The sequence below is a fragment of the Leucobacter sp. MMO-125 genome (assembly GCF_037148395.1).
In the GTDB taxonomy this organism is placed as follows: Bacteria; Actinomycetota; Actinomycetes; order Actinomycetales; family Microbacteriaceae; genus Leucobacter.
The window spans coordinates 984,313-1,006,542 of the sequence record NZ_JBBCTL010000001.1 but is presented as its reverse complement, the minus strand read 5'-3'; the positions used below and the strand labels follow the sequence as shown (position 1 = coordinate 1,006,542).

The window sequence follows — 22,230 nt, the reverse complement described above, 5'->3', positions numbered from 1 at the left end:
GCGGTCAGGAGCTGGTCGAGGAAGTCGCGGGCGCAGACGAGCCTGATGAGGATGCGGATCCCGATCCGCCAGCCGAACCCGAACCAGACCCGCCGGAGCGGGAATCCGTGCGGTAGAAACCAGAGCCGTTGAAGGTGACGCCTAGGGAGCCGAAGACCTTGCGCAGCTTGCCGCCGCACTCCGGGCACTCCGTCAGCGCAGCGTCGGAGAAGGACTGATAGATGTCGAAAGCGTGCTCGCAATCGGCGCAGCGGTAGGCATAGGTAGGCACGAGACGATTCTACCGCCCGCGGTTGACGGGCCGCGACGGGCCGCCACCGCGGGGCGGCGAGGTGTGTTGTTAGCGCGGAAAGTAGCGGATCGCCTCCGGGGTGACCGCGCCATCGACGGGGATATCGTGCGTCTCACCAGGCAGGGCCGGCAGCACTTCGGCCTCATGCACAACGGCGAAGAGCGGCGGCCTGCGCTGCAGCTCAGACAGACAGCGATCGAAGTAGCCCAGACCCCAGCCGAGACGCATGCCACGCAGATCGACCGCGCAGGCCGGCAACAGCATGAGATCGAGCCCCGCCGCGGCCGACGCCGGCAATTGCTCGCCGCTCGGCTCGAGAATGCCGTGACGGCCGGGGATGAGGGGCGAACCCGAGCGTGTCCAGGCAAGGCGCGTCCCTGGCAGCGAGACCGGCAGCAGCACTTCCACCCCGGCACTGGCCGCCCAGGCCAGGAAACCAGAGGTGTCGGGCTCATCGGGCAGCGGCACGTAGCAGGAAACCGTTGCGGCGCCGCAATCCCGAACCAGCGACACCAAACGATCCGTGAGCGCATCACGCGCCCGCAGACGTTCAGCCGGCGTGAGTGCGGCACGGCGGCGGCGCACCTCCTCGCGCACCTGCCACTTCTGCTGCGCGATCTCCTCAGCGGCATCGAACCCCATGCGAGTCAGCATAGAGGCCAGCTCCCAGACACGCCGCAGCTCCCCATGAGACGCCGCCCGGGCAGCTTTGCCAGGCCCACCCCTGAGACTAGGCTGGCCGTCATGACTGAAAATCAGCCCACTCATAGCTCAGTGACCAAGGCCGTCATTCCCGCAGCCGGCCTGGGAACGCGCTTCCTGCCCGCCACCAAGGCGACGCCCAAGGAAATGCTGCCGATCGTCGACAAGCCGGCAATTCAGTACGTCGTGGAAGAAGCCGTAGCCGCCGGGCTCGACGATGTGCTCGTGATCACGGGCCGCAACAAGGGCAACCTCTCGAACCACTTCGACAGCGTGCCCGAACTCGAGCGCACCCTCGAACGCAAGGGCGACACCAACAAGCTGCGCAAGGTGCACGAGTCGAGCGAGCTCGCCGAAATCCACTTCCTGCGCCAGGGGCAGCCCCTCGGCCTCGGTCACGCCGTGGCCTGCGCTCGCCGCCACGTCGGCAACGAATCGTTCGCCGTGCTGCTCGGCGATGACCTCATCGACGCCCGCGATCCGCTGCTCGATCGCATGATCGAAGAACACGACAAGCGCAACGCCACCGTCATCGCGCTGATGGAGGTGCCTCAGGAGTCGATCCACCTCTACGGCTGCGCGGCCGTCGAAGCGACCGACGACCCCGACGTGGTGCGTATCACCCGCCTCGTAGAGAAGCCTGAGGCAGAAGAAGCACCTTCGAACCTCGCAATCATCGGCCGCTACGTGCTGCGCCCCGAGATTTTCGACGTGCTCGACGGCCTCGAGCCCGGCCGCGGCGGCGAGATCCAGCTCACCGACGCGCTCAACCACCTCGCAGAAGACAAAGGAGACGGCCCCGTCTACGGTGTCGTGTTCCGTGGGCGCCGCTACGACACCGGCGACCGCGCCGACTGGATCAAAGCGAACGTGCTGCTGGGTGTCGACCACGAAGAACTCGGCGAAGAGATCTCCAACTGGATTATCGACTTCGCAGACCGCCTTCGCGCCCGCAACGCCAACGGCTAAGACATGCCGCTCGGTCGCCCGATCGAGGAGCCGCCGCCGCTGCGCGTCGGCCGCGTCGAACTGCGGGTGATCCGCAAACGCGACGCAGAACCGCTGCGCCAACTGCTCGCCGAGAACCGCGGCTGGCTACGGCAATGGGAGGCGACGCACCCCGCAGGGAGAAGCGTCGCCCCCGGCAGCGTGTCGATGCGGCCGACCGTGCGCCTGCTGCGTGCGCAGCTACGCGCCGGCAGCGGCCTGCCCTTCGTCATGCTGCTCGACGGTAACGTCGTCGGGCAGCTCAGCGTCTCCGAGATCAGCGGCGGGGCGCTGCAATCGGCACAGATCGGCTACTGGGTGTCGCAGCACGTCGCAGGGCAGGGCGTCACACCAGCTGCGGTCGCGCTCGCCGTCGACTACCTCTTCGCAGAGCTGGGGCTGCACCGAGTGGAGATCTGCATTCGCCCCGAGAACGCGGCCTCGCTGCGTGTCGTCGAGAAGCTCGGGCTGCGATACGAGGGGCGCCGGGCCGCATACATTCACATCGACGGCGCCTGGCGCGACCACGAAAGTTACGCGATCACCAGAGAAGAGATCCCTGACGGCCTGTTGCGCCGCCTCCAGTAATCGATTGCGGGATCACGGCGCGCCGGGCACCACGACTGCCACGAACACCGTACAGTGATGCCCATGACAGGCGGGGCACTGGGTGGTGGAGTGATCTTCGTGGTTGCCGCGCTGCTCTGGGGCGCCGTGCTGGTTCCCGCGTGGATTCGACGCCGGGAGTTCCGCAGCGCAGAGCGCAACGCGATGCGCTTGCAGCGCACGCTGCGAGTGCTCGCCGAAACCTCGGAGGTGCCGCAGGAGCTGCACCTCGAGGCCACCGCACGTGAGGCGCTCGCCCATGAGAAGCTGCTGCGCACCGCGCAGAAACGGCAGGAAGCCGAACGCGAAGCACAGCTCGCCGAAGCCCGCGCCGAGCAACTGCGCGCCGAGATCCGTGCCCAGCAGATGCGCCGCAAGCAAGCCGCCGCGCAGCGGGCAGCCAAGCTGCGCAAACCGCTGGTGCGTCGCGTGCGGGCGCTCTCCGCGCTCGGAGCCCTCATCGGACTGCTCGGCGCACTCGTTGGAGCGGGGCTCGCCGTGGCCGGCAGCGGTGCCGCCATCCTCACCTGGAGCGGGCTCGTCTTCGTAGCCTCGCTGGGTGCGCTCGTGCTGCTCGCTCCCGGACGCGCCCGCATGCGCTCCATCGAGGCCGAACGGGTCGCGGTGCAGGCCGCACCAGAGCCCGCATCCATCGCCCCGGCCACCCCCATCGCCACCGGTGAGACCGAGCGCACCGCGGCCGCCCACGCCGCCGCGCAGCGCGCAGCCGCCGACCGTATCGACCGCGCCCGCGCGCTGGCCCGCGCCAGAGCGGAACGGCCGGCGACCCGTGAGAACCAGACCGACTCCATCCTGCTGCGCGAGGCTCGCGCGCAGGTGAGCGCAGCCCGCGGAGCAGCGGCTCAGGGGGTTCCTGATGCGGCTGGTGCAGGTGCTTCCAGTGCTGGTGCTTCTGGAACAGCTGGTGTCGAGGCAGCAGCGAGCAGCGCGATCCCATCGCGGCCTGCTGCACCGCTCACCGCGCGCGAGGCAGGCGAAGCCCGCCGCGCCGCACGCCGCGCCCCCGGATCCGCGCACAGCGCCCAGGAGCAGGCAGCCCGTGAACGGCTGCGGCAAATGGGTGTGATCGGCGACACCAGCCAGGGCATGCCCGACCTCGACGCCGCCCTGCGCCGTCGCCGCAACGCGAGCTAGGTTCTTCGTAGGGGTGGACGGCTGCGCCGTCGTCCGACCCCACGAACTGCTCGGTGGCCCGACCCGCCCCTGGCACCTCGTGCCCTGCTGCCCTGCTGCCCCGCGCCTGTGGCGCCCCTCGAAAGGCGGATTTCGCATGCAGTACGACCCTGCCGCATGCGAAATCCGCCTTTCGAGCCCTCCACCCCTCCTTCGCGCTAGGGGCATCCCTCCTGGGGAGGGCGATCAGGAGGTCGATTTCACTCCCCGGCCCAGCGGCTGCTACAGTTGGTCGCTGTCAGGGTCTGTGGCGCAGTTGGTAGCGCGTCTCGTTCGCAATGAGAAGGTCAGGGGTTCGATTCCCCTCAGATCCACCACGAGGCTCTTACTGAAACCAATGGCATAGGTAAGAGATTCGTCCCATGTATTGTCATTGAGCCCGTCGGTTTCGGCGGGCTTTTTGTTTTGCTTGATGAACTGGTCGACGGTGGCGCGGATGCCGTGGTGGCCGAGGAACGCGAAGGCTTCGGTGTATTCCGGCTGGAATTCATAGGTGCCTTCGTCTTCGTCGTAGTGGACATCGATGCGCTCGAAGATGAGTTGGTTGAAGGCCCGGCGGATGTGTTCGGGGGCTTGGCGGTAGCTGTTCGCGATGTTCTCGCAGAGGGTGAGCGCCATCGTGATGAGGTCGTTGGTTTCGGTGACGTTGGTGACGTGAGCGGCGAGTTTTCGGGTGACGACCTGTAGCTCGGCGTCAAGGCGCTGCTGTTCGGAGCGGAGCATTTCGAGCGGGATAGTGTCGCTGTAGTGCGCTTCGAGGAGCTTGTGTTGCTTGCGCTCAATCTGAAGCTTCGCGGTCTCAAGTTGCTCGCGTTCTTCGTCTTCTTGTCGGCGGAGGTGCTTCATGACGGCTTTGAGCATAGCTTCGAGGTCGGCACGGAGCGCAGGGTCCAAACTGATCCGCTCGTAGATGCGCTGGATACCCTTTTCGATTTCGGCGATCTGGACGGAACGGAAGTTGCAGTCGGTTCGTTTGGCGTGGCGTCCGGCGCAGGAGAAGTAGTCGTAGAGTTCGCCGGTACTCCCGGAACGCACTTTCTGCATCAGAAGTCGGGATGTGCAGTGGCCGCAGAAGAGCGTTGATTTGAGGTAGTGGTCGTGCTTGCGGGAGCGCTCGCCGGTGAGCTTGCTTTGGAGCACGAGCTGCACTTTCTCGAACGTCGTTTTGTCGATGATGGGGGTGTGCCGCCCGGGGTACTGGACTACCTTGAACGTCACGATGCCGATGTAGAAGGGGTTGGTGAGCATGCCGTGGATCTGACGTTCCTGCACCTCTCTTTCTGCCATTTTGCGCGTCGGGACGGTGGTGAGGCCTCGCTTCTTGAGTTCGGCCGCAAGCGACTTCATCGTGTGGTTACCGGTTGAGTGAGCTTCAAACGCCCAGGTGACCAGTGGTGCACGGTTCTCGTCCACGATGACGGTGCGGATTTCCCGTCCGTGGCTCATGATGCGGTGGTTGAGGTAGCCGATGGGTGCGCGGCCGACGCTGCCGCCGTTGCGCACCTTCTCGCTCATTCCTTTGAGCACTTCGTTGGCGAGGTTCTTCGAGTAGAACTCGGAGAAGGCGCTCATGATGCCTTGGACGGGCAACCCGCCGGGCGTCTGGTCAATGTTCTCAGTGGTAGAGACAAGCCGGATACCCAGTTCGTTGAGACGGGTGGTGAGGGTGACTTCGTCGGCCCGGTTGCGTGCGAGACGGTCAAGCTTGTGCACGACGAGGTAGTCAACCTGCTCTGCTTCCTCTTCCAGGTAGCGGAGCATGGCCTGCATGCCAGGTCGGTTGAGCGAGGTGCCTGAGTAGCCGGGGTCAATGAATTCTCTGACGACCATTGCCCGGGTCTGATGCATTTTTAGGTGACATTCAACACGGCTAGTTTCGGCTGGCCTGGAAGGATGAACCTATGCCCTCTCGTTACCCCAAAGAGTTCCGCGACGACATCGTGCAAGTCGCCCTGAATCGCGGCCCGGAGGTGACGCTGGCGCAGATCGCGAAAGACTTCGGAATCCATGTCGGCACGCTCGATAAATGGCTCCGAGAGGAACGCGTCGAACAGGGCCAGAAGCCCGGTGTCACCTGTTCCGAGAATGCTGAGCTTCGGGAGCTTCGCAAACGGAACAAGCTCCTCGAGCAAGAAGTGGAAGTGCTTCGTCGTGCGGCGGCGTATCTTTCCCAGGCGCATCTACCGGGAAAGGCTCTACCCGCTCGTGAAAGAGCTCACCAGTGACAGGATCCCCGTCCAGGTGTCGTGCCGGGTATTGAAGCTCGCCCGCCAACCCTACTACCGGTGGCTCCGTTCCCCAGTGGCTGAGCGTGACCTTACGCAGGTGTATCGAGCGAACGCGCTCCACGACGCCCATCTTGAAGACCCCGAGTTCGGGTACCGGTTTCTCGCCGACGAAGCGAAGACTCTCGGTGAAGTGATGTGTGACCGGACTGCATGGCGGCTCTGCCGAGACCAGCAGTGGTGGTCAGCGTTCGGGAAGAAGAAAGCACGAGGGAAGCGCAGAAAGCCCGCCCCCCCGTGCATGACGACCTGGTGCAGCGCGAGTTCGTGGCGGCTACTCCGAACGAACTATGGCTTTCGGACATCACTGAGCATTGGACGAGTGAAGGCAAGCTGTATCTGTGCGCAGTGAAGGACGTGTGGTCGAACCGAATCGTGGGTTACTCCATCGACGCGCACATGACCTCCGCGCTTGCGGTGACCGCGTTGAGCAACACCGTGCTTCGCCGCGGAGACGTGCGTGGGTGTGTGCTGCACACGGATCGTGGATCGCAGTTCCGAAGCCGGAAACTGCAGCGCGCGCTCACCGTTCACGGCATGGCCGGCTCAATGGGGCGTGTGGGTGCTGCGGGCGATAACGCGGCGATGGAGTCGTTTTTCAGCCTGCTCCAGAAGAACGTCCTGAACCGCAAGACCTGGGGCACCCGAGACGAGCTTCGTCTTGCCATCGTGACATGGATCGAGCGCACTTACCATCGACGCCGCAGACAAGCCCGATTGGGGCGTTTGACGCCGATCGAATACGAGACCATCATGAACAAATAGGTCGCACTCGCTGCCTGACCAAGCTGTCACCTAAACGTGCATCAGACCCCTCCGACATCCGCATGCCACGGGGATCTTGCACTGATATGGACTCATAGTCGACGTGATTCACGCCACACCCGCTGTACGTTCGAGAACGCCCGTCTCACCTGACTACGGCAAGCTATCAACTTGACACCATTGATTCGTATTATCGAATCACGGAGAGTTGCGCGCCAAGGAAAGGTTTAGGGCGGAAGTTGCCAAAGAAGGTTAAGCAGTCAGCGCGACGTGAGCGCGAGGGTATCGCTGCAGTCCAAAGTATTGGGACTACCGAGCTGAAATGGATCTTCCGGGAGCAACCAGTCGAGGACTACGGGATCGACGCGCAGGTTGAAGTGGTTGAAGAAGGCATTGCCGCGGGCAGGTTGCTCGCTGCGCAAGCTAAATCGGGACCGAGCTACTTCAAAAAGGAGACCAATAGAGGCTGGTGGTTCCGGCTCGACCCAAACGACCTTGAGTACTGGCTTGATCATTCGCTTCCGGTAATTGTCGTGCTCTATGACACGGACACGTCAACGGCTTATTGGGAGGTCGTAACATCCACGACTGTTGTGACTGGCAAACGAGGGGGTAAGAAGGTTCTCATACCCAAAGCCCAACGTCTCGGAGTGAACTCACAGCGTATTCTTTCTCGCGCTGCCGAGGGAAACCCCTACGAGCTGAAACTGCGTCAACTTCGGCTGGCGCTACCTTGGATGAAACTTCTCCAATCCGGACGCCGACTCTTGCTCGAAGCAGACGAGTGGATCAATAAGTCATCGGGTCGTGGCGATATTCAGATCGTCTCTGTTGACGATGCTAACGAGGATCGCCAAGAGCTAAGTAGCTGGTTCATAATGGTGGGCCTTCGTCCATATGAAGAAGTCCTTCCTGCTTTGGTGCCCTGGGCAAATGTGGTTGTCCACGAAGAGACCTATGACGATGCCGACTACGAAGCGTGGGAGGTGGATTGCGTTCATTACGACGATGAGGGAGATCGATACGAGTCAGAGGACTACGACGAATGGCGAGTAGCGATGATTGGCGGACGAGAACTGCGCCCTTATGCGAACTTCGCCGGGGAAGTCGATAGTTGGCGCCTTGAGCTCGTCCTCAACGAGTTAGGTAAGGGATTCCTCGCCGTCGACGAATTTGCTGCGACCAAAGGAAGAATCCTCACGCCTAACTAACCGTGAACGACCAAAGCACCATGGCCCAGATAAGCTTTGCCCTCAGCGAGCACCTTTGTGCGTAGGATTCAGTCCTCTGGATTGGAGGCTCGAAATGTCCGCATCTCAACTCCTGCTCGGCTCAGTACGGGACTGATGGTTGCACGACTTCGGGCATACTCAGCGACGAGCAGCTCAATTGATTTCCGGCGAGGTAGCCGTAGACGATGGCAGCGGCCTGCTTGGGCGTTGCTGATCCCCGCCGTACCCGATTCAGGCGCTCGCTTTCTCGCGCGCCTGATGCCGTGGTCTCCACGAAGCGCGGTGCACTCTCAAGCGAGATCTCAATCATCTTAGAGATGGCGACCTGGGTCTGAGGACGGTGAATGTCGGTGGTCTGACCTACCCTTGCGTCATCAGGCAACACTGATCGATAAGGAGAGCTCATGTCCTCGACCAACTACCCCTACCCGGTCGCGCTTTCGAAGCTTGGTGAGAACGAGACCTCGCGGGAAGCGCAGGATGCTCGCGCCATCAAATGGCTTCTCGAACAAGGAGGCGGCCCCATCGTCGTCGTAACGCCGAAGCGACAATTCAATGGCAAGGCTCTCAACGCGTTAATCTCCCGTCCTGGCGTATCCCACTACATTTGGCGTGGGTTCTCCGCAGGGTTCCTCGAAGGCACGAGGGCGCTGGTGGCATGGCCGGATCGCAAGCACCTGAATGAGCTTTGGGATGCCGGCGCAGATGCACTTGCTGTAATCGAGTGGAGCGAAGCGGTCACCGCCGAATGGGTTGAGGATGCAAACCCCACGTTACTACTCCCTGGCAAGGTCATATTGGAGCCGACCGATGCTGGTGCTGTTGAGCTCGAACCTCTGCCGAACAACATTGACCGCATCCTGGAGTACGTAGCGTCGATGGCCGCGGGGTATTCGTCGGGCTTGAAGTGGAACGAGGAGGACAAGCTCCGCGCCGACATGATGAACTGCCCCGAAAGGTGGCGGGATGTCACCGTCGAGCAGGTGCGCGCGAAGTGTCGAGCTTTGGGAATGCGCCCGGATGATGTCGAAACAATCGCAGGCTTTGTTCAGCGACGGAAAGAAGGTCGCAGGTTTAATGTTCGGAGCTCGTATCGAGACTTTCAGTTCAACTGACACCTGAAGCGGCGACTGACTTGTTGACGCCTTTGCGTTTGCTGTCATAATCAGGCATAGATGTACGACGATGTAAATGAGGGCCAAGAAAAGATGACGACACCGTTCGAGGATTCCATGCTGGAGTCGTTTGTGACCGTCCTAATTGAGTCCGGGGTGCAACAGGGACTCGTCGAACACCTCGAAACGGTGTTTCGTGCTGAAAAGCCGACCTCGGCAGACACGCTGCTGCAAACGTTCAAGGAACAGAGCGGAGATCGTGCGGCATGATCCAGCTTGAGAACCTCCGGATTCAAGACTTTCGAGGCATCCGCCTCATCGATCTGCCCCTTGGCGGTAAATCGTTCGTGGTTCATGGCCCGAATGGCTCCGGCAAGAGCGGCGTAATCGATGCAATCGACTTTGCGCTCACGGGCAATATCGGAAGACTTGCTGGCGCAGGTATGGGAAACGTCTCGCTTACGAAGCATGGTCCGCACGTGAGCAAGCGGGACGATCCGGGGGCTGCCGTCGTCGAATTAACTATCAAAGACGTGGCATCGGGAGAAGTGTCTGTCCTGAAGCGAAGCATCAAGGATGCAGCAAAGTTCACACTTACCCCGGACCTGCCAAGTGTGCGCACATCCGTACTTGAGGCGCAGTCTCACCCTGAGCTCACGCTGTCTCGACGTGAAATTATTCGTTATGTGGTCGCTAAGCCTGCTGATCGTGCGGCACAAGTACAGACTCTTCTTCAGTTGAGCCGCATGGAGACTTTCCGCAAACTCCTAAGATCGACCACCGGTAAAGCATCTGGTGAGTTGAAGACAGCTGAGTCTGCTGTGTCTACGGCTGAGGCTGGGGTCAAAGCGCACCTTCAGATTGATGCGTTGCTCGCTACTGACATCGAACGAGAGGTGAACCGTCGACGCACCATTCTCGACTTGAAGCCACTGGCCGGGGTGACGATCGACTCGAACCTCGACGAAGGAATGAAAGCAGCCGAATCTCGACAAGCCTTCAACCTTGCTACTGCGAAGCGCGAGTCAAAGGAGCTCGAAGGTGCGTTCGACAACCAGTCGCCTCTTATCGATCTTCAGAATGGTCTTCGCAATGCAATTGAGGATATTAAGAATGACCCCTCGATTCTCGAGAGTCTGAAGCATCGGAGCCTTATTGAGTCTGGGATCCAGGCCCTCGTTGACAACCATTGCCCTCTCTGTGACCACGAGTGGGACAGCCCGGAGGACCTTAGGAGCCACCTCAACCGAAAGATCGAGCGTTCTGACAGCGCAAAAGGCTTCAGCACTGCGTTGACGAATGCAGCGACCGCATATCGGACTGGATTGACCACTCTGAAGTCCACGGTAGACAAAGTTTTGCCAATCGCTAAGTCACATGGCGAGCCAGAACTTCACGCTCGGCTCACTGCTTTTTCCGCCACGCTCCTGACCCACGAAACGAGCGTTGGAAGTACCGTAAGCGCGATCCTTGGCTCATATGACTCGCTTATCCCCACCGTGTTCGCTCCAGAATCTGAGATCCTGGACGAAGTCACAAAACTGGTAACTGCGATTGAGGATGAGCCAGACCAATCTGCTGTGTCTGATGCACAAAGCTTCCTCACTATCGCCCAAGAGCGTTGGTTACAGGTTCGGGTCGCGCGATCGGCGAAAGCGAAAGCGAAGGCAGTAAGCGACAACATCAAACTGGCATACGACAAGTACTGCGAAAAGGCAGATGCCGCGCTCGAGGCACTGTACAGGACTGTGGAAGTGGACTTCAGCAGGTACTACCAAATCATCAATGCTGATGATGAAGGAAACTTCTCTGCCGAACTTAAGCCATTGTCAGGCAGCCTAGAGCTGGCGGTCGAGTTCTATGGTGAAGGGAAGTTCCCGCCTAACGCATACCACAGCGAAGGGCATCAGGATGGGATGGGAGTCTGCCTCTACCTTGCTCTTGTGAAGCAGTTGCTTGGTGATGATTTCCGCTATTCGGTACTTGACGATGTCGTAATGTCAGTCGATACAACGCATAGAAGACAATTCTGCCGACTCCTCAAAGAGGAGTTTCCTGACGTGCAGTTCATCATCACCACCCATGACGCAGTATGGGCTCGGCAGATGCAAACCGAGGGTCTCATCACTTCGAAGACCCAGGCGCGATTCTACGGGTGGAACGTTCAGGACGGGCCACTCTATGAGCACGGAGATATTTGGGATCGGATCGACGAGGATCTTGCGAGGGAGGACGTGGCCGGTGCGGCGCATAAGCTTCGACGCCATCTTGAAGCTGCGGCCGGAGACCTGGCTGACAATTTGAGGGCACCCGTACCGTACCGGGGCGACAACGCGTACGATCCTTCGGTTCTCTTAAACGCAGTGAAGGGGCAATATAAGAATCTGTTGGCCAAGGCTGCGAAATCTGCAAACAAATGGGGCAACGAAGCTGCAAGGGCTGAAATTGAGGTACTGAAAGAAGAGCGCGGGCGAATCATCCCAGATCAAGAAGGCGAAGCGTGGCTTGTCAATAAGCTGGTCCACAACAACGATTGGGTCAATGCATCGGTTGCCGACTTTAGACCAGTCTTGGAAGCCACGAAGGAGTTCTTCGACCTCTTCCTCTGCCCCAATGAAAAGTGCACTGGCTGGATCCGGGTGCACGGCGTGCCAGAAGATGCACTCCGCTGCGACTGCAGCACATACAACCTCAACTTGCTCTCTTGAGCCGCAGGCGAGGAGCCATTAGGCCTTGCCGGGTCTCCGAAGCTCTACACCGGCTCGCTTGAGCCGGTTGAAAACAGTCCGCTCCGAGAACCCGACCCGTTCCGCAACCTGGATAAGTGATAGCCCGGAACGGTAGAGCGTGATCATCTGCTGGATTTCTTCTTGGGTGGAGGCACGGAAGGTGCGCATCTCCACTCCTGCACGCTTCAGCACCGCGCTGATGGTTGCGCGACTTCGTCCAAATTCCTCAGCGAGATGTCTGGTCGATCTCCCGGAAAGGTAGCCTTCAACTATCTCGGCAGCTTGCCTGGGGCTCACTGGGCGTAGGGCGGTTTCTTCTTCATCGCGAGGTGAAATGATCTCTCGCGTACCAGCCTCTTCGAGCTGATTGATGTACTTCAACAGGGGTGAGAGTTCTTTCGAGTTGCAGGAGAAGAGTCCCACCGCGAAACAGCCCCGCAGCGCGGGGCTGTTCTGGTTTCCGGAGTCTTTCTCGGCGCGAGCGCGTCTCCTCGATGAGCAAGTCATCTGAGGCCGCCCCCCCCCGGGCCTACCCCACGCACTGCCCCGACGACACCGCAGCGGGCTCGGCGGAGGCGTCGAGCGTTGCGAGCACGGGCAGCAGTTCGGAGAGAGTCATGGCGTATCCGATGCCGGGGCGCACCGCGTCGCGGGCGAACACGACTCCGGCGACGGCCCCGGCTTCGGTGAGCAGCGGCCCGCCGGAGTTGCCCGGTTGCACTTCGGCGGAGAGGGTGTGCACCTGGCGGGGCGCGCCTCCTGCGCCGTAGATGTCGGGAACCGTCGTCGAGCCGGTCGCGAGCACGCCGGCAGCCGCGGTGCGGAACGGGCCGCCGCGCGGGTAGCCCTGTACCGCTCCGACGCTGCCCGGCGCGAGCGAGTCATCGAGCGGGAGCGGCGCGGCGTCGACGTCGGCGGCTACGACGGCGAGATCGGCGACCGGGTCGAAGTAGACGATGCGGCCGTCGCGGGCGGGTTCGCCTGGCAGTTCGACGAGGGGCGTGCCGATGCCGGCGACGACGTGCGCGTTGGTGACGATGCGATCCTCGGCGACGACGAATCCGCTGCCGCTCGGCATGGTGCCGCATCCGTAGGCGATACCGGAGACGCGCGCCACAGAGGCTGCGGCGGCGGCGAGCGCGGGGTCGTCGGTGTCGATGCGAGAGGTATCGGGTGAGGCGAGCAGAAGCGACTCGTCGATGAGCCCGTCGATCGTGGGCAGCACCGTGTCTCCCAGCACTGCGGCGTGCAGGCGCGACATGGCGGTGACGAGCGGATCGGGGGTGACGCGCTCGATGAAGCGCAGCATCGACGACGAGGCGACAGTGGAGGACACCCCGGGGATCCCGGAGGCCGCGACCGCGGAGCCGATGAGCGCGACCGAGGTGACGGCGGCGAGCAGGCCGACGGCTCCTCCGAGGATGCGGTCGAGTGGGCGCAAGCGGATCCGGTCGGCTCCTCGTCGGATCAGTGACCCGATGCTCGCGCCAACGCTGCCGCCGATGGCGAGCAGCAGCGCGGCCGACGCGATCACGGCGGTGCTGCGCCACGCTGTTTCTGGCAGTGCGCGCGCGATCAAAGGCAGCACCCAGGGGGAGGCCGCAGCTCCGGCGACCAGCCCGAGTGTCATGCCCAGCGACGAGAACAGCCCGGCGCGGAAGCCGGCCGTGAGCCCGATGATCAGCAGCAGCAGGATAACGATGTCTGCGATTCCGGGCATCCCCACCTCCCCGAACCCCCGACGGTTCGGGGCCGATTGTGGGGTGAGCCTATCCCATCAGCTTGAGCGCACCACCCAGTGTGTCGCCCAGTGCCGCACCCGGTGCACCGCCCGCGCCCGCGCCGCGAGGCACGATCCCCAGCACCGCCACCAGTGCCGCGTCCCAGGCACCGCTAGGCTGCTCCTGAGCCGGGCGCTTCGGCGCTTGGCGAGGCCCCGCCGTCAGCTATGAAGGAACCGTTGTGACCCCAGCGACCGCATCTCGGGAGGCCCCCGATGAGCGCGCCCGATACCGACCCGACCCCTCCGTACTGACGGCCTTGCGCAGCCCGCGGCTGCTCACGAGGGAGGTGCTGGCCGGGCTTGTCGTCGCGCTCGCGCTGATCCCGGAGGCGATCGCGTTCTCGGTGATCGCTGGTGTGGATCCTCGTATGGGGCTGCTCTCGTCGTTCATCATGGCGACGAGCATCGCGTTCCTCGGCGGGCGGCCCGCCATGATCACGGCGGCGACGGGGGCGGTTGCGCTGGTTGTGGCCCCGGTGGTGCGAGAGTACGGGCCGGAGTATCTGATTGCGACGGTGCTGCTCGCAGGGGTGATTCAGATTCTGCTCGCCGCGCTGGGGGTGGCGAAGCTGATGCGGTTCATCCCGCGCAGTGTGATGGTCGGCTTCGTGAACTCGCTCGCGATTCTGGTGTTCATCGCGCAGTTGCCGCAGCTGATCGGCGTGCCGTGGTTGGTGTATCCGCTCGTGGCGGGCGGAATCCTGATCCTGCTCATCATGCCGCGGATCACCCAGGCCGTGCCCGCGCCGCTGGTGTCGGTGATTGCGGTGACCGTCGTGGTGGTGGTCTGCGCGATCAATGTGCCCACGGTGGGAGATCAGGGCGAGTTGCCGCGCAGCCTGCCCGAGCTCGTATTCCCGGCGGTGCCGTGGGAGTGGGGCACGCTTGCGGCGATCGCGCCGTATGCCTTCGCGATGGCGCTTGTCGGTCTCATGGAGTCGCTGATGACGGCGAAGCTTGTCGACGAAATCACCGACACCCACTCGAACAAGACGCGTGAGGGCTGGGCGCAGGGGGTTGCCAATCTGCTCTCGGGCTGTTTCGGCGGCATGGGTGGTTGCGCGGTCATCGGCCAGACGATGATCAACGTGAAGGCGTCGGGGGCGCGCACCCGCATTTCGACGTTCCTCGCCGGCGTCTTCTTGCTGGTGCTCGTGGTGGTGCTTGGAGATCTCGTCGCGATGATCCCCATGGCGGCCCTCGTCGCGGTGATGATCATGGTGTCGATTGAGGCGTTCGACTGGCACAGCATCGCACCATCGACCCTGCGCCGCTTGCCGAAGAGCGAGACCTTCGTGATGTTGGCGACGGTGGTGCTGGTGGTGGTCACGCACAATCTCGCGGTGGGGGTGATCGGCGGTGTGCTGGTGGCGTCGGTGCTGTTCGTGCGACGGGTCGCCCACTTCGTGCGGGTGGATCGCGAGGTGCAGCCCGCTGTGCCCGCCGAGGGCAGTATCGAGTTCGCCCGCTATCGGGTGACGGGCGAGCTGTTCTTCGCGTCGAGCAACGATCTCACCACCCAGTTCGAGTACCGGGGCGACCCTGAGCGTGTAGTGATCGACATGTCTGAGGCGCACGTGTGGGATGCGTCGACGGTTGCCGCGCTTGACGCGGTCGTGACGAAGTACGCGCGTCTGGGCAAGCGGGTCGAGCTGGTCGGCATGAATGCGCGCACGAGCGATCTGCATGGGCGTCTCACGGGCATGCTCGGGGGAGAGAGCTGATCGGCGCGCGGCGGCGCGGCGGCGCGGGAGGTTCGGGGGGTGGCGTGCGCGCGCTGGTGCTCGCGGCTCTGGCAGTGTGCGCGCTGGCTGTGGCCGGTGCATTCGTTGCCCAGGGTTCGGCGGAAGGCGGCGGATCCTCCGCGTCTCCCCAAGCGGGCACGGGCACTCTCCGGCAGACGGAGCCGCAGCCGAAGGGGCCGGTCGGTGCGGATCGCGGAGCCTCGCCCGCACCCGTCGCTGAGCGCACCGCGGTCGAGGTGCTCGACGCAATCCCCGTCAAGGGTCGTGCCCCGAAGACGGGCTACGACCGCCGAGCGGGGTTCGGGGATGGCTGGCAGGATCCCGATCGCAACGGCTGCGACGCCCGCAACGACGTGCTGCGTCGCGACCTCGTAGATGTCAGCATCGACGAGCGCTGCCGGGTGCTGTCGGGGGTGCTGCGTGACCCGTACACGGGTGCCGACATCGATTTCCTGCGTGGCGAGCGCAGCTCGCAGGCGGTGCAGATCGACCACGTCGTCGCGCTTTCGGATGCTTGGCAGAAGGGTGCGCAGGCGCTTGCTCGGGAGCAGCGGATCGCGTTCGCCAACGATCCGCTGAACCTGCTGGCCGTGGATGGCGCTGCGAACTCCCGCAAGGGTGATGGTGACGCCGCGACGTGGCTGCCGCCCGAGCGGGGCTTCCGCTGCGAGTACGTGGCCCGTCAGATCTCGGTGAAGGCCGCGTACGGTCTGTGGGTGACGGATGCCGAGGGCGACGCGATGCGTCGGGTGCTCGCGAGCTGCCCGGATCAGCCGGCCTACGCGTCGGCGCTCGCTGCAGCGGGCTGATCCGGATCCGCAGCATGCAGCTGAGCCGGATCAGCCCGAGCCTCGATTACGCCGGTGTGTTGACCGGCGAGTCCGGTACGCCGGCCTGCAGCAGCGAGACAGCGTTCTGCGCCTGGATCCGCACATACTCGATCTCGGTGCGCGCCGAGAAATAAGCGATGTGCGGGGTGAGTACCACATCGTCGCGGCCGAGCAGCGGGTGGCCCGGTGCAGGCGGCTCCTGATCGAGCACGTCGAGCGCCGCACCCGCAAGGTGGCCGGAGTCGAGTGCGGCAGCGAGCGCTGCGGAGTCGATCAGACCTCCGCGTGACACGTTGACGAGCACGGATCTGCGCGGCATCGCTGCGATGAATCCGGCGTCGACCATATGCTCCGTCTGCGGGGTGAGCGGCAGATGGAGGGAGAGCACATCGGCTGCCGCGCGCACCTCCTCGAGGCTCGCGCGCCGCACACCGAGTGCGGCGAGTTCTGCTCGCACTTCCGGGGTGTCTGGCAGCATCGGGTCGTAGCCGAGCACGGATCCGAAGAGGGGAGCTGCGAGCCGCACCAGCTCGCGCCCGATCTTGCCGAGCCCGATCACCCCGAGCGTGGTCTCGCTGAGGCGGGGCGGAGCGATGGGGGCCCGATCGTTCCAATCGGCGGGCGTTGCAGAGGCCGTGTAGAAGGGGAGCTGACGCACGCTGCTGAGCAGAATCGCGAGCGCGTGCGTGGCGACCTCCTCGGTGGCAGCTCCCGGCACGTTCGTCACCCAGACGCCGCGCTCGCTCGCGGCTTCGATGTCGACGTAGTCGAAGCCCATCGACATGAGCGACACGATTTTGAGCGACGGCAGCGCCTCGATGACCTCACGGTTGATCGCCGCGTAGCCGGGCAGCAAGGCGACCGCGCCCTGCGCTCCCGCGATGATCTCGGCGGGGTCGCGGGTGCCGAGCACGCGCACCTCGAAGCCGTGCTCCTCCAGCAGCCGGATGCCGGCCGAGGGGTCGGTGTCGTCGATATCGGTGTAGATGGCGAGAGGTCGCCCAGTGGTGGCGCTCATGCGGTGGCCTCCTCGGAGAAATTGAAGGAATGCTGCTCGATATGGATCAACTGCAGGCCGCCCTCGCGCACGGCCGCTGCGGCGGCGTCGGCGAGCTCGCCGGGAGTGGCGGCACGGCGACCCCGCCCGCCGAAGGCCGCCGCGACAGCCACCCAGTCAGGTTGGGCGAGGTCTACGCCCACCGGGGCGATGCCGGCGTCGACTTCGTTCTGCTTGATTTCGGCGTAGCCGCCGTTGTCGACGACGACCACGGTGACGTCTTCGCCCTGCTCGATCACGGTGATGAACTCGTTCATCGAGAACATGAGGGCGCCGTCGCCCGTCACTACGAAGGCGGGGCGGTGCGGGGCCGCAATGCGACTGCCGAGGGCCGCGGGCAGGCCGTAGCCGAGCGTCGCGTACGTGGCCATGTACGGGGTGGAATTCGGTTCGGATACGCGCAGCGCGTTGAGCAGGCCCCAGTAGGCGATCTGTGAGGAGTCTGTTGCGACGATCGCGTGCTGTGGCAGCGCAGCCGTGATGCACTCGGCGAGGGCCGTGTTCTCTGCCGACAGCTCGGCGGACTCGGCGCGCGCGGCGGCGATGCTCTCGCGCACGCGGGCTGTGGCCCGTTCGGTGCGGTCGGCCCCGGCCTCGCCCTCGGGCAGCGCGCGGAGGATCGCGTCGAGCGTGGCGGCGGCGTCGCCCACAAGACCCACCTGTGCGGTCTGGTTCTTGTCGATCTGCGAGGAGAGCAGGTCGACGCGGATCACGGTGCCCTCGGCTTCGAGCCGCGGCACCCACAGCTCGGCTTCGCCGAGTTTTGAGCCGACGATCAGCAGCACGTCTGCCTCCTGCGCGATCCGCCGCCCCGCGGCGAGCCGCAGGTTCGAGCCGACAGCGAGGGGGTGCTGTTCGTCGAGGGCGCCCTTCGCGTTGAGGGTGGTGACGACGGGGGCGGCGATCCGCTCAGCGAGCGCGCGCAGCTGCTCCGTGGCACCGCGCGATCCGCCGCCTGCGAGAATCACCGGCTGCGCAGCGCCCGCGAGCAGCGCAGCGGCCGACGTGACGGACTCGGCCTCGGGGGCGGCCGTTGCGGCGTGTTTGCGCGGAGCCGTGGCCGTGGCGGGCATTGCGGTCTCTGCTTCGAGGACGTCGAGCGGGATTTCGAGGTACACGGGGCGCGGGCGTGTGGTGGCGAACAGCTCGAAGGCGTCGTGGATCGCGGCGACGGCCTCTTCTGCCGAGTGGGCACGGCGCCCCCACTCGACGATAGCGGAGGCTGCGCCGAGCTGATCTTTGGTTTCGTGCAGGGTGCCGATGTCGGCGAATTCGGCGCCGCGGGCCGGGCCCGGCGAGATGAGGATCATAGGGCGCGATTCGCAGTAGGCGGTGCCTGCCGCTGAAAGCGCGTTGAGCAGGCCCGGGCCGCTCGTGGTGATAACGACGCCCGGCAGCCCTGTCTGCAGTGACCAGCCGTCGGCGCCGTAGCCCGCGCCCTGCTCATGGCGGGTGGTGACGGGGCGGATCCCGAGCGCGCCGAGGGGCCGGTAGAGCTCGAGGTTGTGGGTGCCGGGGATGCCGAAGACGGTGTCGATGCCGTAGCCGCGGAGGGTTTCCATGACGACCCAGCCGGTCGTGCGCTTGGGGATGGTGTCCATGCTGTTCCTCGAGTTCGTGAGTTGTGCGCCGAGAGGCGGATTTCGCAGCCGGATCGTGCGATGCTGCGGCGAAATCCGCCTCTCGGCGGGGGCGGGGGATTAGGGGGTGTGCGGATCCCGGGTGTCGATCGTGGTGGTGTCGAGACGGGGCCTGAAGGATCCCGTCACCGGGGCCTCATCGGAGTGCTGCGGTGCGAAGCGCACGCCGATGAACGCCGACACGGTGAGCACACCGAAGAACGCTACGACCGACCAGAAGTTGCCGTCGGTGGCGATGAGCAGCATCGACGCGATCGCGGGCGAGAGGCCGCCCCAGACAGCGGCGCCGATGCCGTAGGAGAGCGACATCGAGGTGTAGCGCGACTGCGGGCGGAACATCTGCGCCATCAGCGTCGACAGTGGCGCCCAAGCCCCGCTCAGGGTGACACGGATCAGGATCACGAAGAGCCAGATCAGTCCCACGTTCTTCGCCTGGATCGACATCACCAGCGGGATGATGACCAGGAACGACGGGATGATGCCGAGGTACATCACCGTCTTCGCGCCGATCTTGTCGCCGAGCGCGGCGATCGGCAGGGTGACGAGGAACTCAACGAACGAGGCGACGGTCATCGCACCCAGAATGATCGAGGGGTCGAGCCCGATCTCGGGGCTGTCTGCGTAGTTCTGCACGAAGGTCGTGGCGATCACGTAGCCGCCCGATGACATCGCGATGATGCAGAAGCCGAGCAGGATCGGCAGCCAGTTGTTCTTCAGCGCGAACAGCAGCGGCGTCGACTGCTCCTTGCCGTCGACCTTTGCTTCGAACACGGGGGTCTCCTCGACGCGGTAGCGCACCCAGAAGCCGACCGCGATGAGCACGATGCTGAAGAGGAACGGCACGCGCCATCCCCAGCTCAGCAGGGCATCCTCGCCAAGCGTCGACAGTGCCCAGAAGGCACCTGTGGCCATCATCGCGCCGAGCGGGTTGCCGACCTGGGTGAAGCCGCCGTAGAACGTCTTCCACTTCGCCGGTGCGCTCTCCACGGCCATGAGGCTGGCACCGCCCCACTCGCCGCCGACGGCGAGGCCCTGCGCCATACGGCACAGGATGAGCAGGATCGGGCCCCAGATGCCGATGGTCGCGTAGCCGGGCAGCACCCCCACAAGTGTGGTGGCGACACCCATCAGGATCAGGGTGATCGTGAGTGCGGGTTTGCGGCCGAGCTTGTCGCCCACGTGCCCGAAGATGATGCCGCCGATGGGTCGCATGAAAAAGGCGACGGCGTAGGTGCCGAATGAGGCGAGCGTGGCGAGCGCCGGTTCTGCCTCGGGGAAGAAGACGTGCGGGAAGATGATTGCCGCCGCGGTCGCGTAGACGTAGAAGTCGTACCACTCGATCGAGGTGCCGACGAGGGCGGCCATGCCGCCTCTCAGGGCACGTTTGTGGGAGTTCGGCGCGGTGGCCGTGGACGTGGACATGTGAGCTCCTTTGCTGGATGCCGGGGGAGTGGGGGTCGGGGCGTGGCGGCCCCGACCCTGAGGGGTCAGCGGGCGAAGACGCGCTCGCCGCCGACCCAGGTTTCGGTCACGGAGATCTGTGCGAGCTCCGGGACGGGGGTGGTGTGGGGGTCTCTGTCGAGCACGGCGAAGTCGGCGCGTTTACCGGCCTCGATGCTGCCGAGTTCGTCTTCGCGGCCGAGCGCTCGGGCCGCCGAGATGGTGTGGGCGCGCAGCGCGGTGTCGAGCGAGACGGCGAGGTCGTCGGGGCCGAGCTGCGTGCCGCGGCGAGTGATGCGGGAGACGGCGGCCTGGATGGCCTCCATCGGGCGTGGATCGGCCACGGGGGCGTCCGAGGAGATCGTGACCGGAACCCCGGCCCGTTCGAATTCGCCGAGGGGGTTGAAGCGCTCACCGGGGGTGCCGATGGCCTGTTCGACGCCCTCGCCCCAGTTGTAGTGGTGCTGCGGCTGGTTGACGGGATAAATGCCGGCTTTCGCCATGCGGGTGATCTGCTCGGGGGTGGGCAGGCCGCAGTGCTCGATGCGGTGGCGGGCGTCGGAGTCAGGACGATCTTCGAGCGCGGCTTCGATCGCGCTGATCACCATTTCGAGCGCGGTAGGTGACTGTGAGTGCGTGGCGGTCTGCAGGCCGACACGGTGGGCTTTGCGGATCAGCTCTGCGTAGTCGCCGGGCTCGTGGTAGAGCTGCCCGGTGCGGCACGGGTCGCCCACGTAGCCATCGGGGAAGTAGGCGGTCCAGCCACCGAGGGTGCCGTCCGAGTAGAACTTGATGCCGGCGAAGCTGAGGTGCTCGTTGCCGAACTGGCCGTGCAGGCCCATCTCGATGGCTTCGTCGAGCAGATGGGAGAGCAGGTACATGCTCACGCGCACCTTGAGGTCCCCGGATTCGGCGAGTCGCAGGTACATGTCGAACTCGCGCCGGCTGACCTGCGCATCGCCGATGGTGGTGACACCGCCTTCGAGGAAGTTCTGCTGCGCCGCGGCGAGCTGGCGCTTGTGCTCCTCGGGCTCGTCGGCGAGGTGGAAGTTGGGGCCGTGGTGCCCGATCTTCACGCCCTCGAGGCCGGTGAGCACATTGCAGGCGGCGTCGGAGAGTTCGCCGGTGAGTTCGCCGTCTGCGTCGCGGAAGAATTCGCCGCCCTTGGGGTTGGGGGTGTCCCGGGTGACACCGTGCAGTTCGAAGGTGTACGAGTTGACCACACCGCCGTGCCCTGATGCGTTCATGAGGTAGACCTCGCGGTCGGTGGCGACTTCGTCGAGTTCGAAGCGGGTGGGGTGCCGGCGCTCGGCGAGGTTGCGCTGCTCGTAGCCGTAGCCGCGGATGGGTCGGCCGGCCGGCAGCGTCTTCGCGGCCTCCTTGAGCAGAGCGATGATTTCCGGGATCGAGCCGGCCTGGGCGGGCCCGCAGTCGACCCAGCTCATCATCTGGCCGAGCATGAGGGGGTGGGCGTGGGCGTCGATGAAGCCGGGCACTACGACGGCCTCGCCGAGGTCGACGAGTTCGGGGGCGAGTGCGCTCACGGATGCTGCCGCCTCACGGCATTCGTCGATGGTGCCGACGTGGGCGAAACGGTCGCCGATCACGAGGAACGCTTCGGGGGTGCTGCCAGTGGCGTCGAGCGCGTCGATGCGGGCGGCAGTGACAATCTGCGGTGCGGCGGCAGTGGGTGCCTGGGTGAAGGCGAGCTTGCGCACGGTGAACTCCTTTGTCTCGAATCGCTCCGAGAGTACGCGCAATTCGTGGGCGATGAAAGCAGAAAAAGCGCCACAATGATTCAGAAAGCGGAGATGTCGATATAGTGTGG

19 protein-coding genes, 1 tRNA gene and 2 pseudogenes are annotated in these 22,230 nt (G+C 64.3%); 13 read left to right on the top strand and 9 right to left on the bottom strand.

Going from position 1 to position 22,230, the window contains the following annotated elements; translation table 11 throughout:
• Window positions 1-4: 4 nt before the first annotated feature.
• Together WFI54_RS04625 and WFI54_RS04620 are read right to left on the bottom strand one after the other, a co-directional pair.
• Window positions 5-271, bottom strand: coding sequence for an FmdB family zinc ribbon protein (locus tag WFI54_RS04625; RefSeq protein ID WP_336651582.1), 267 nt, complete (start codon window positions 269-271; stop codon window positions 5-7).
• A gap of 69 nt (window positions 272-340) precedes the next feature.
• The gene (locus WFI54_RS04620) at window positions 341-934 is read right to left on the bottom strand and encodes a 5-formyltetrahydrofolate cyclo-ligase (RefSeq protein ID WP_336651581.1); all 594 of its coding nucleotides are present in this window, start codon (window positions 932-934) and stop codon (window positions 341-343) included.
• Window positions 935-1,036: 102 nt separating this feature from the next.
• On the opposite strand from WFI54_RS04620, the gene galU reads away from it, so the two are divergent.
• From galU to WFI54_RS04590, 6 genes are all read left to right on the top strand, one after another.
• Window positions 1,037-1,963 (top strand): UTP--glucose-1-phosphate uridylyltransferase GalU, encoded by a 927-nt coding sequence (gene galU / locus WFI54_RS04615; protein WP_336651580.1) that lies wholly within the window; start codon window positions 1,037-1,039, stop codon window positions 1,961-1,963.
• Window positions 1,964-1,966: 3 nt separating this feature from the next.
• Entirely contained in the window at window positions 1,967-2,569 is a 603-nt protein-coding gene (locus WFI54_RS04610) for a GNAT family N-acetyltransferase (RefSeq protein WP_336651579.1), read from the top strand.
• Between the two features lie 63 nt (window positions 2,570-2,632).
• Window positions 2,633-3,742 carry a hypothetical protein gene (locus tag WFI54_RS04605; RefSeq protein ID WP_336651578.1) on the top strand — a complete coding sequence of 370 codons (1,110 nt, stop codon included), beginning with the start codon at window positions 2,633-2,635 and terminating at the stop codon, window positions 3,740-3,742.
• Window positions 3,743-4,022: 280 nt separating this feature from the next.
• Window positions 4,023-4,098 (top strand) — tRNA-Ala (locus WFI54_RS04600).
• A gap of 88 nt (window positions 4,099-4,186) precedes the next feature.
• Complete coding sequence (locus tag WFI54_RS04595) at window positions 4,187-4,468, top strand: hypothetical protein (protein WP_336651577.1); 282 nt, start codon at window positions 4,187-4,189, stop codon at window positions 4,466-4,468.
• A 60-nt stretch (window positions 4,469-4,528) separates the two neighbouring features.
• The gene (locus tag WFI54_RS04590) at window positions 4,529-4,864 is read left to right on the top strand and encodes a hypothetical protein (RefSeq protein ID WP_336651576.1); all 336 of its coding nucleotides are present in this window, start codon (window positions 4,529-4,531) and stop codon (window positions 4,862-4,864) included.
• Window positions 4,865-4,972: 108 nt separating this feature from the next.
• On the opposite strand, the pseudogene WFI54_RS12740 reads toward WFI54_RS04590, so the two are convergent.
• Window positions 4,973-5,611 (bottom strand): annotated as a pseudogene (locus WFI54_RS12740) (recombinase family protein); the annotation flags it as partial.
• 71 nt (window positions 5,612-5,682) lie between these two features.
• On the opposite strand from WFI54_RS12740, the pseudogene WFI54_RS12735 reads away from it, so the two are divergent.
• The 5 genes and pseudogenes from WFI54_RS12735 to WFI54_RS04550 all read left to right on the top strand — a co-directional run bounded on the left by WFI54_RS12735 (window position 5,683) and on the right by WFI54_RS04550 (window position 11,886).
• Window positions 5,683-6,831: pseudogene (locus WFI54_RS12735) on the top strand (IS3 family transposase).
• A gap of 239 nt (window positions 6,832-7,070) precedes the next feature.
• Window positions 7,071-8,042: a DUF4365 domain-containing protein gene (locus WFI54_RS04565; RefSeq protein ID WP_336651571.1), complete on the top strand. Its 972-nt coding sequence runs from the start codon at window positions 7,071-7,073 to the stop codon at window positions 8,040-8,042.
• 425 nt (window positions 8,043-8,467) lie between these two features.
• Window positions 8,468-9,178 (top strand): hypothetical protein, encoded by a 711-nt coding sequence (locus WFI54_RS04560; protein ID WP_336651570.1) that lies wholly within the window; start codon window positions 8,468-8,470, stop codon window positions 9,176-9,178.
• Between the two features lie 60 nt (window positions 9,179-9,238).
• Complete coding sequence (locus WFI54_RS04555) at window positions 9,239-9,448, top strand: hypothetical protein (RefSeq protein WP_336651569.1); 210 nt, start codon at window positions 9,239-9,241, stop codon at window positions 9,446-9,448.
• Window positions 9,445-11,886: an ATP-binding protein gene (locus WFI54_RS04550; RefSeq protein ID WP_336651568.1), complete on the top strand. Its 2,442-nt coding sequence runs from the start codon at window positions 9,445-9,447 to the stop codon at window positions 11,884-11,886. Before WFI54_RS04555 ends, WFI54_RS04550 begins: the two co-directional genes overlap by 4 nt.
• Window positions 11,887-11,904: 18 nt before the next feature.
• Here WFI54_RS04550 and WFI54_RS04545 read toward each other — a convergent pair whose 3' ends face one another.
• Both WFI54_RS04545 and WFI54_RS04540 read right to left on the bottom strand, forming a co-directional pair.
• Window positions 11,905-12,288 (bottom strand): helix-turn-helix domain-containing protein, encoded by a 384-nt coding sequence (locus tag WFI54_RS04545; RefSeq protein ID WP_336651567.1) that lies wholly within the window; start codon window positions 12,286-12,288, stop codon window positions 11,905-11,907.
• 148 nt (window positions 12,289-12,436) lie between these two features.
• The gene (locus WFI54_RS04540) at window positions 12,437-13,627 is read right to left on the bottom strand and encodes a MarP family serine protease (RefSeq protein ID WP_336651566.1); all 1,191 of its coding nucleotides are present in this window, start codon (window positions 13,625-13,627) and stop codon (window positions 12,437-12,439) included.
• Between the two features lie 242 nt (window positions 13,628-13,869).
• On the opposite strand from WFI54_RS04540, the gene WFI54_RS04535 reads away from it, so the two are divergent.
• Together WFI54_RS04535 and WFI54_RS04530 are read left to right on the top strand one after the other, a co-directional pair.
• A complete protein-coding gene (locus tag WFI54_RS04535) occupies window positions 13,870-15,414 on the top strand; it encodes a SulP family inorganic anion transporter (protein ID WP_336651565.1) in 1,545 nt (514 codons plus the stop codon).
• A 44-nt stretch (window positions 15,415-15,458) separates the two neighbouring features.
• Window positions 15,459-16,244: an HNH endonuclease family protein gene (locus tag WFI54_RS04530; RefSeq protein ID WP_336651564.1), complete on the top strand. Its 786-nt coding sequence runs from the start codon at window positions 15,459-15,461 to the stop codon at window positions 16,242-16,244.
• A 46-nt stretch (window positions 16,245-16,290) separates the two neighbouring features.
• On the opposite strand, the gene WFI54_RS04525 is transcribed toward WFI54_RS04530, so the two are convergent.
• The 4 genes from WFI54_RS04525 to WFI54_RS04510 all read right to left on the bottom strand — a co-directional run bounded on the left by WFI54_RS04525 (window position 16,291) and on the right by WFI54_RS04510 (window position 22,120).
• Window positions 16,291-17,283: a C-terminal binding protein gene (locus WFI54_RS04525; protein ID WP_336651563.1), complete on the bottom strand. Its 993-nt coding sequence runs from the start codon at window positions 17,281-17,283 to the stop codon at window positions 16,291-16,293.
• On the bottom strand, window positions 17,280-18,923 hold the full coding sequence (locus tag WFI54_RS04520) for a thiamine pyrophosphate-dependent enzyme (protein ID WP_336651562.1): 1,644 nt from the start codon (window positions 18,921-18,923) through the stop codon (window positions 17,280-17,282). The genes WFI54_RS04525 and WFI54_RS04520 overlap by 4 nt, the downstream gene beginning before the upstream one ends.
• A gap of 99 nt (window positions 18,924-19,022) precedes the next feature.
• Entirely contained in the window at window positions 19,023-20,384 is a 1,362-nt protein-coding gene (locus WFI54_RS04515) for an MFS transporter (RefSeq protein WP_336651561.1), read from the bottom strand.
• 65 nt (window positions 20,385-20,449) lie between these two features.
• On the bottom strand, window positions 20,450-22,120 hold the full coding sequence (locus tag WFI54_RS04510) for an amidohydrolase (RefSeq protein ID WP_336651560.1): 1,671 nt from the start codon (window positions 22,118-22,120) through the stop codon (window positions 20,450-20,452).
• Window positions 22,121-22,230 lie beyond the last annotated feature (110 nt).

What these genes read in the sequence shown, in the direction of transcription:
- WFI54_RS04620 (WP_336651581.1), bottom strand. Translation starts at nt 934, where the DNA reads ATGGGGTTCGATGCCGCTGAGGAGATCGCGCAGCAGAAGTGGCAGGTG.
- galU (WP_336651580.1), top strand. Translation starts at nt 1,037, where the DNA reads ATGACTGAAAATCAGCCCACTCATAGCTCAGTGACCAAGGCCGTCATT.
- WFI54_RS04610 (WP_336651579.1), top strand. Translation starts at nt 1,967, where the DNA reads ATGCCGCTCGGTCGCCCGATCGAGGAGCCGCCGCCGCTGCGCGTCGGC.
- WFI54_RS04605 (WP_336651578.1), top strand. Translation starts at nt 2,633, where the DNA reads ATGACAGGCGGGGCACTGGGTGGTGGAGTGATCTTCGTGGTTGCCGCG.
- WFI54_RS04560 (WP_336651570.1), top strand. Translation starts at nt 8,468, where the DNA reads ATGTCCTCGACCAACTACCCCTACCCGGTCGCGCTTTCGAAGCTTGGT.
- WFI54_RS04555 (WP_336651569.1), top strand. Translation starts at nt 9,239, where the DNA reads ATGTACGACGATGTAAATGAGGGCCAAGAAAAGATGACGACACCGTTC.
- WFI54_RS04550 (WP_336651568.1), top strand. Translation starts at nt 9,445, where the DNA reads ATGATCCAGCTTGAGAACCTCCGGATTCAAGACTTTCGAGGCATCCGC.
- WFI54_RS04540 (WP_336651566.1), bottom strand. Translation starts at nt 13,627, where the DNA reads ATGCCCGGAATCGCAGACATCGTTATCCTGCTGCTGCTGATCATCGGG.
- WFI54_RS04525 (WP_336651563.1), bottom strand. Translation starts at nt 17,283, where the DNA reads ATGAGCGCCACCACTGGGCGACCTCTCGCCATCTACACCGATATCGAC.
- WFI54_RS04520 (WP_336651562.1), bottom strand. Translation starts at nt 18,923, where the DNA reads ATGGACACCATCCCCAAGCGCACGACCGGCTGGGTCGTCATGGAAACC.
- WFI54_RS04515 (WP_336651561.1), bottom strand. Translation starts at nt 20,384, where the DNA reads ATGTCCACGTCCACGGCCACCGCGCCGAACTCCCACAAACGTGCCCTG.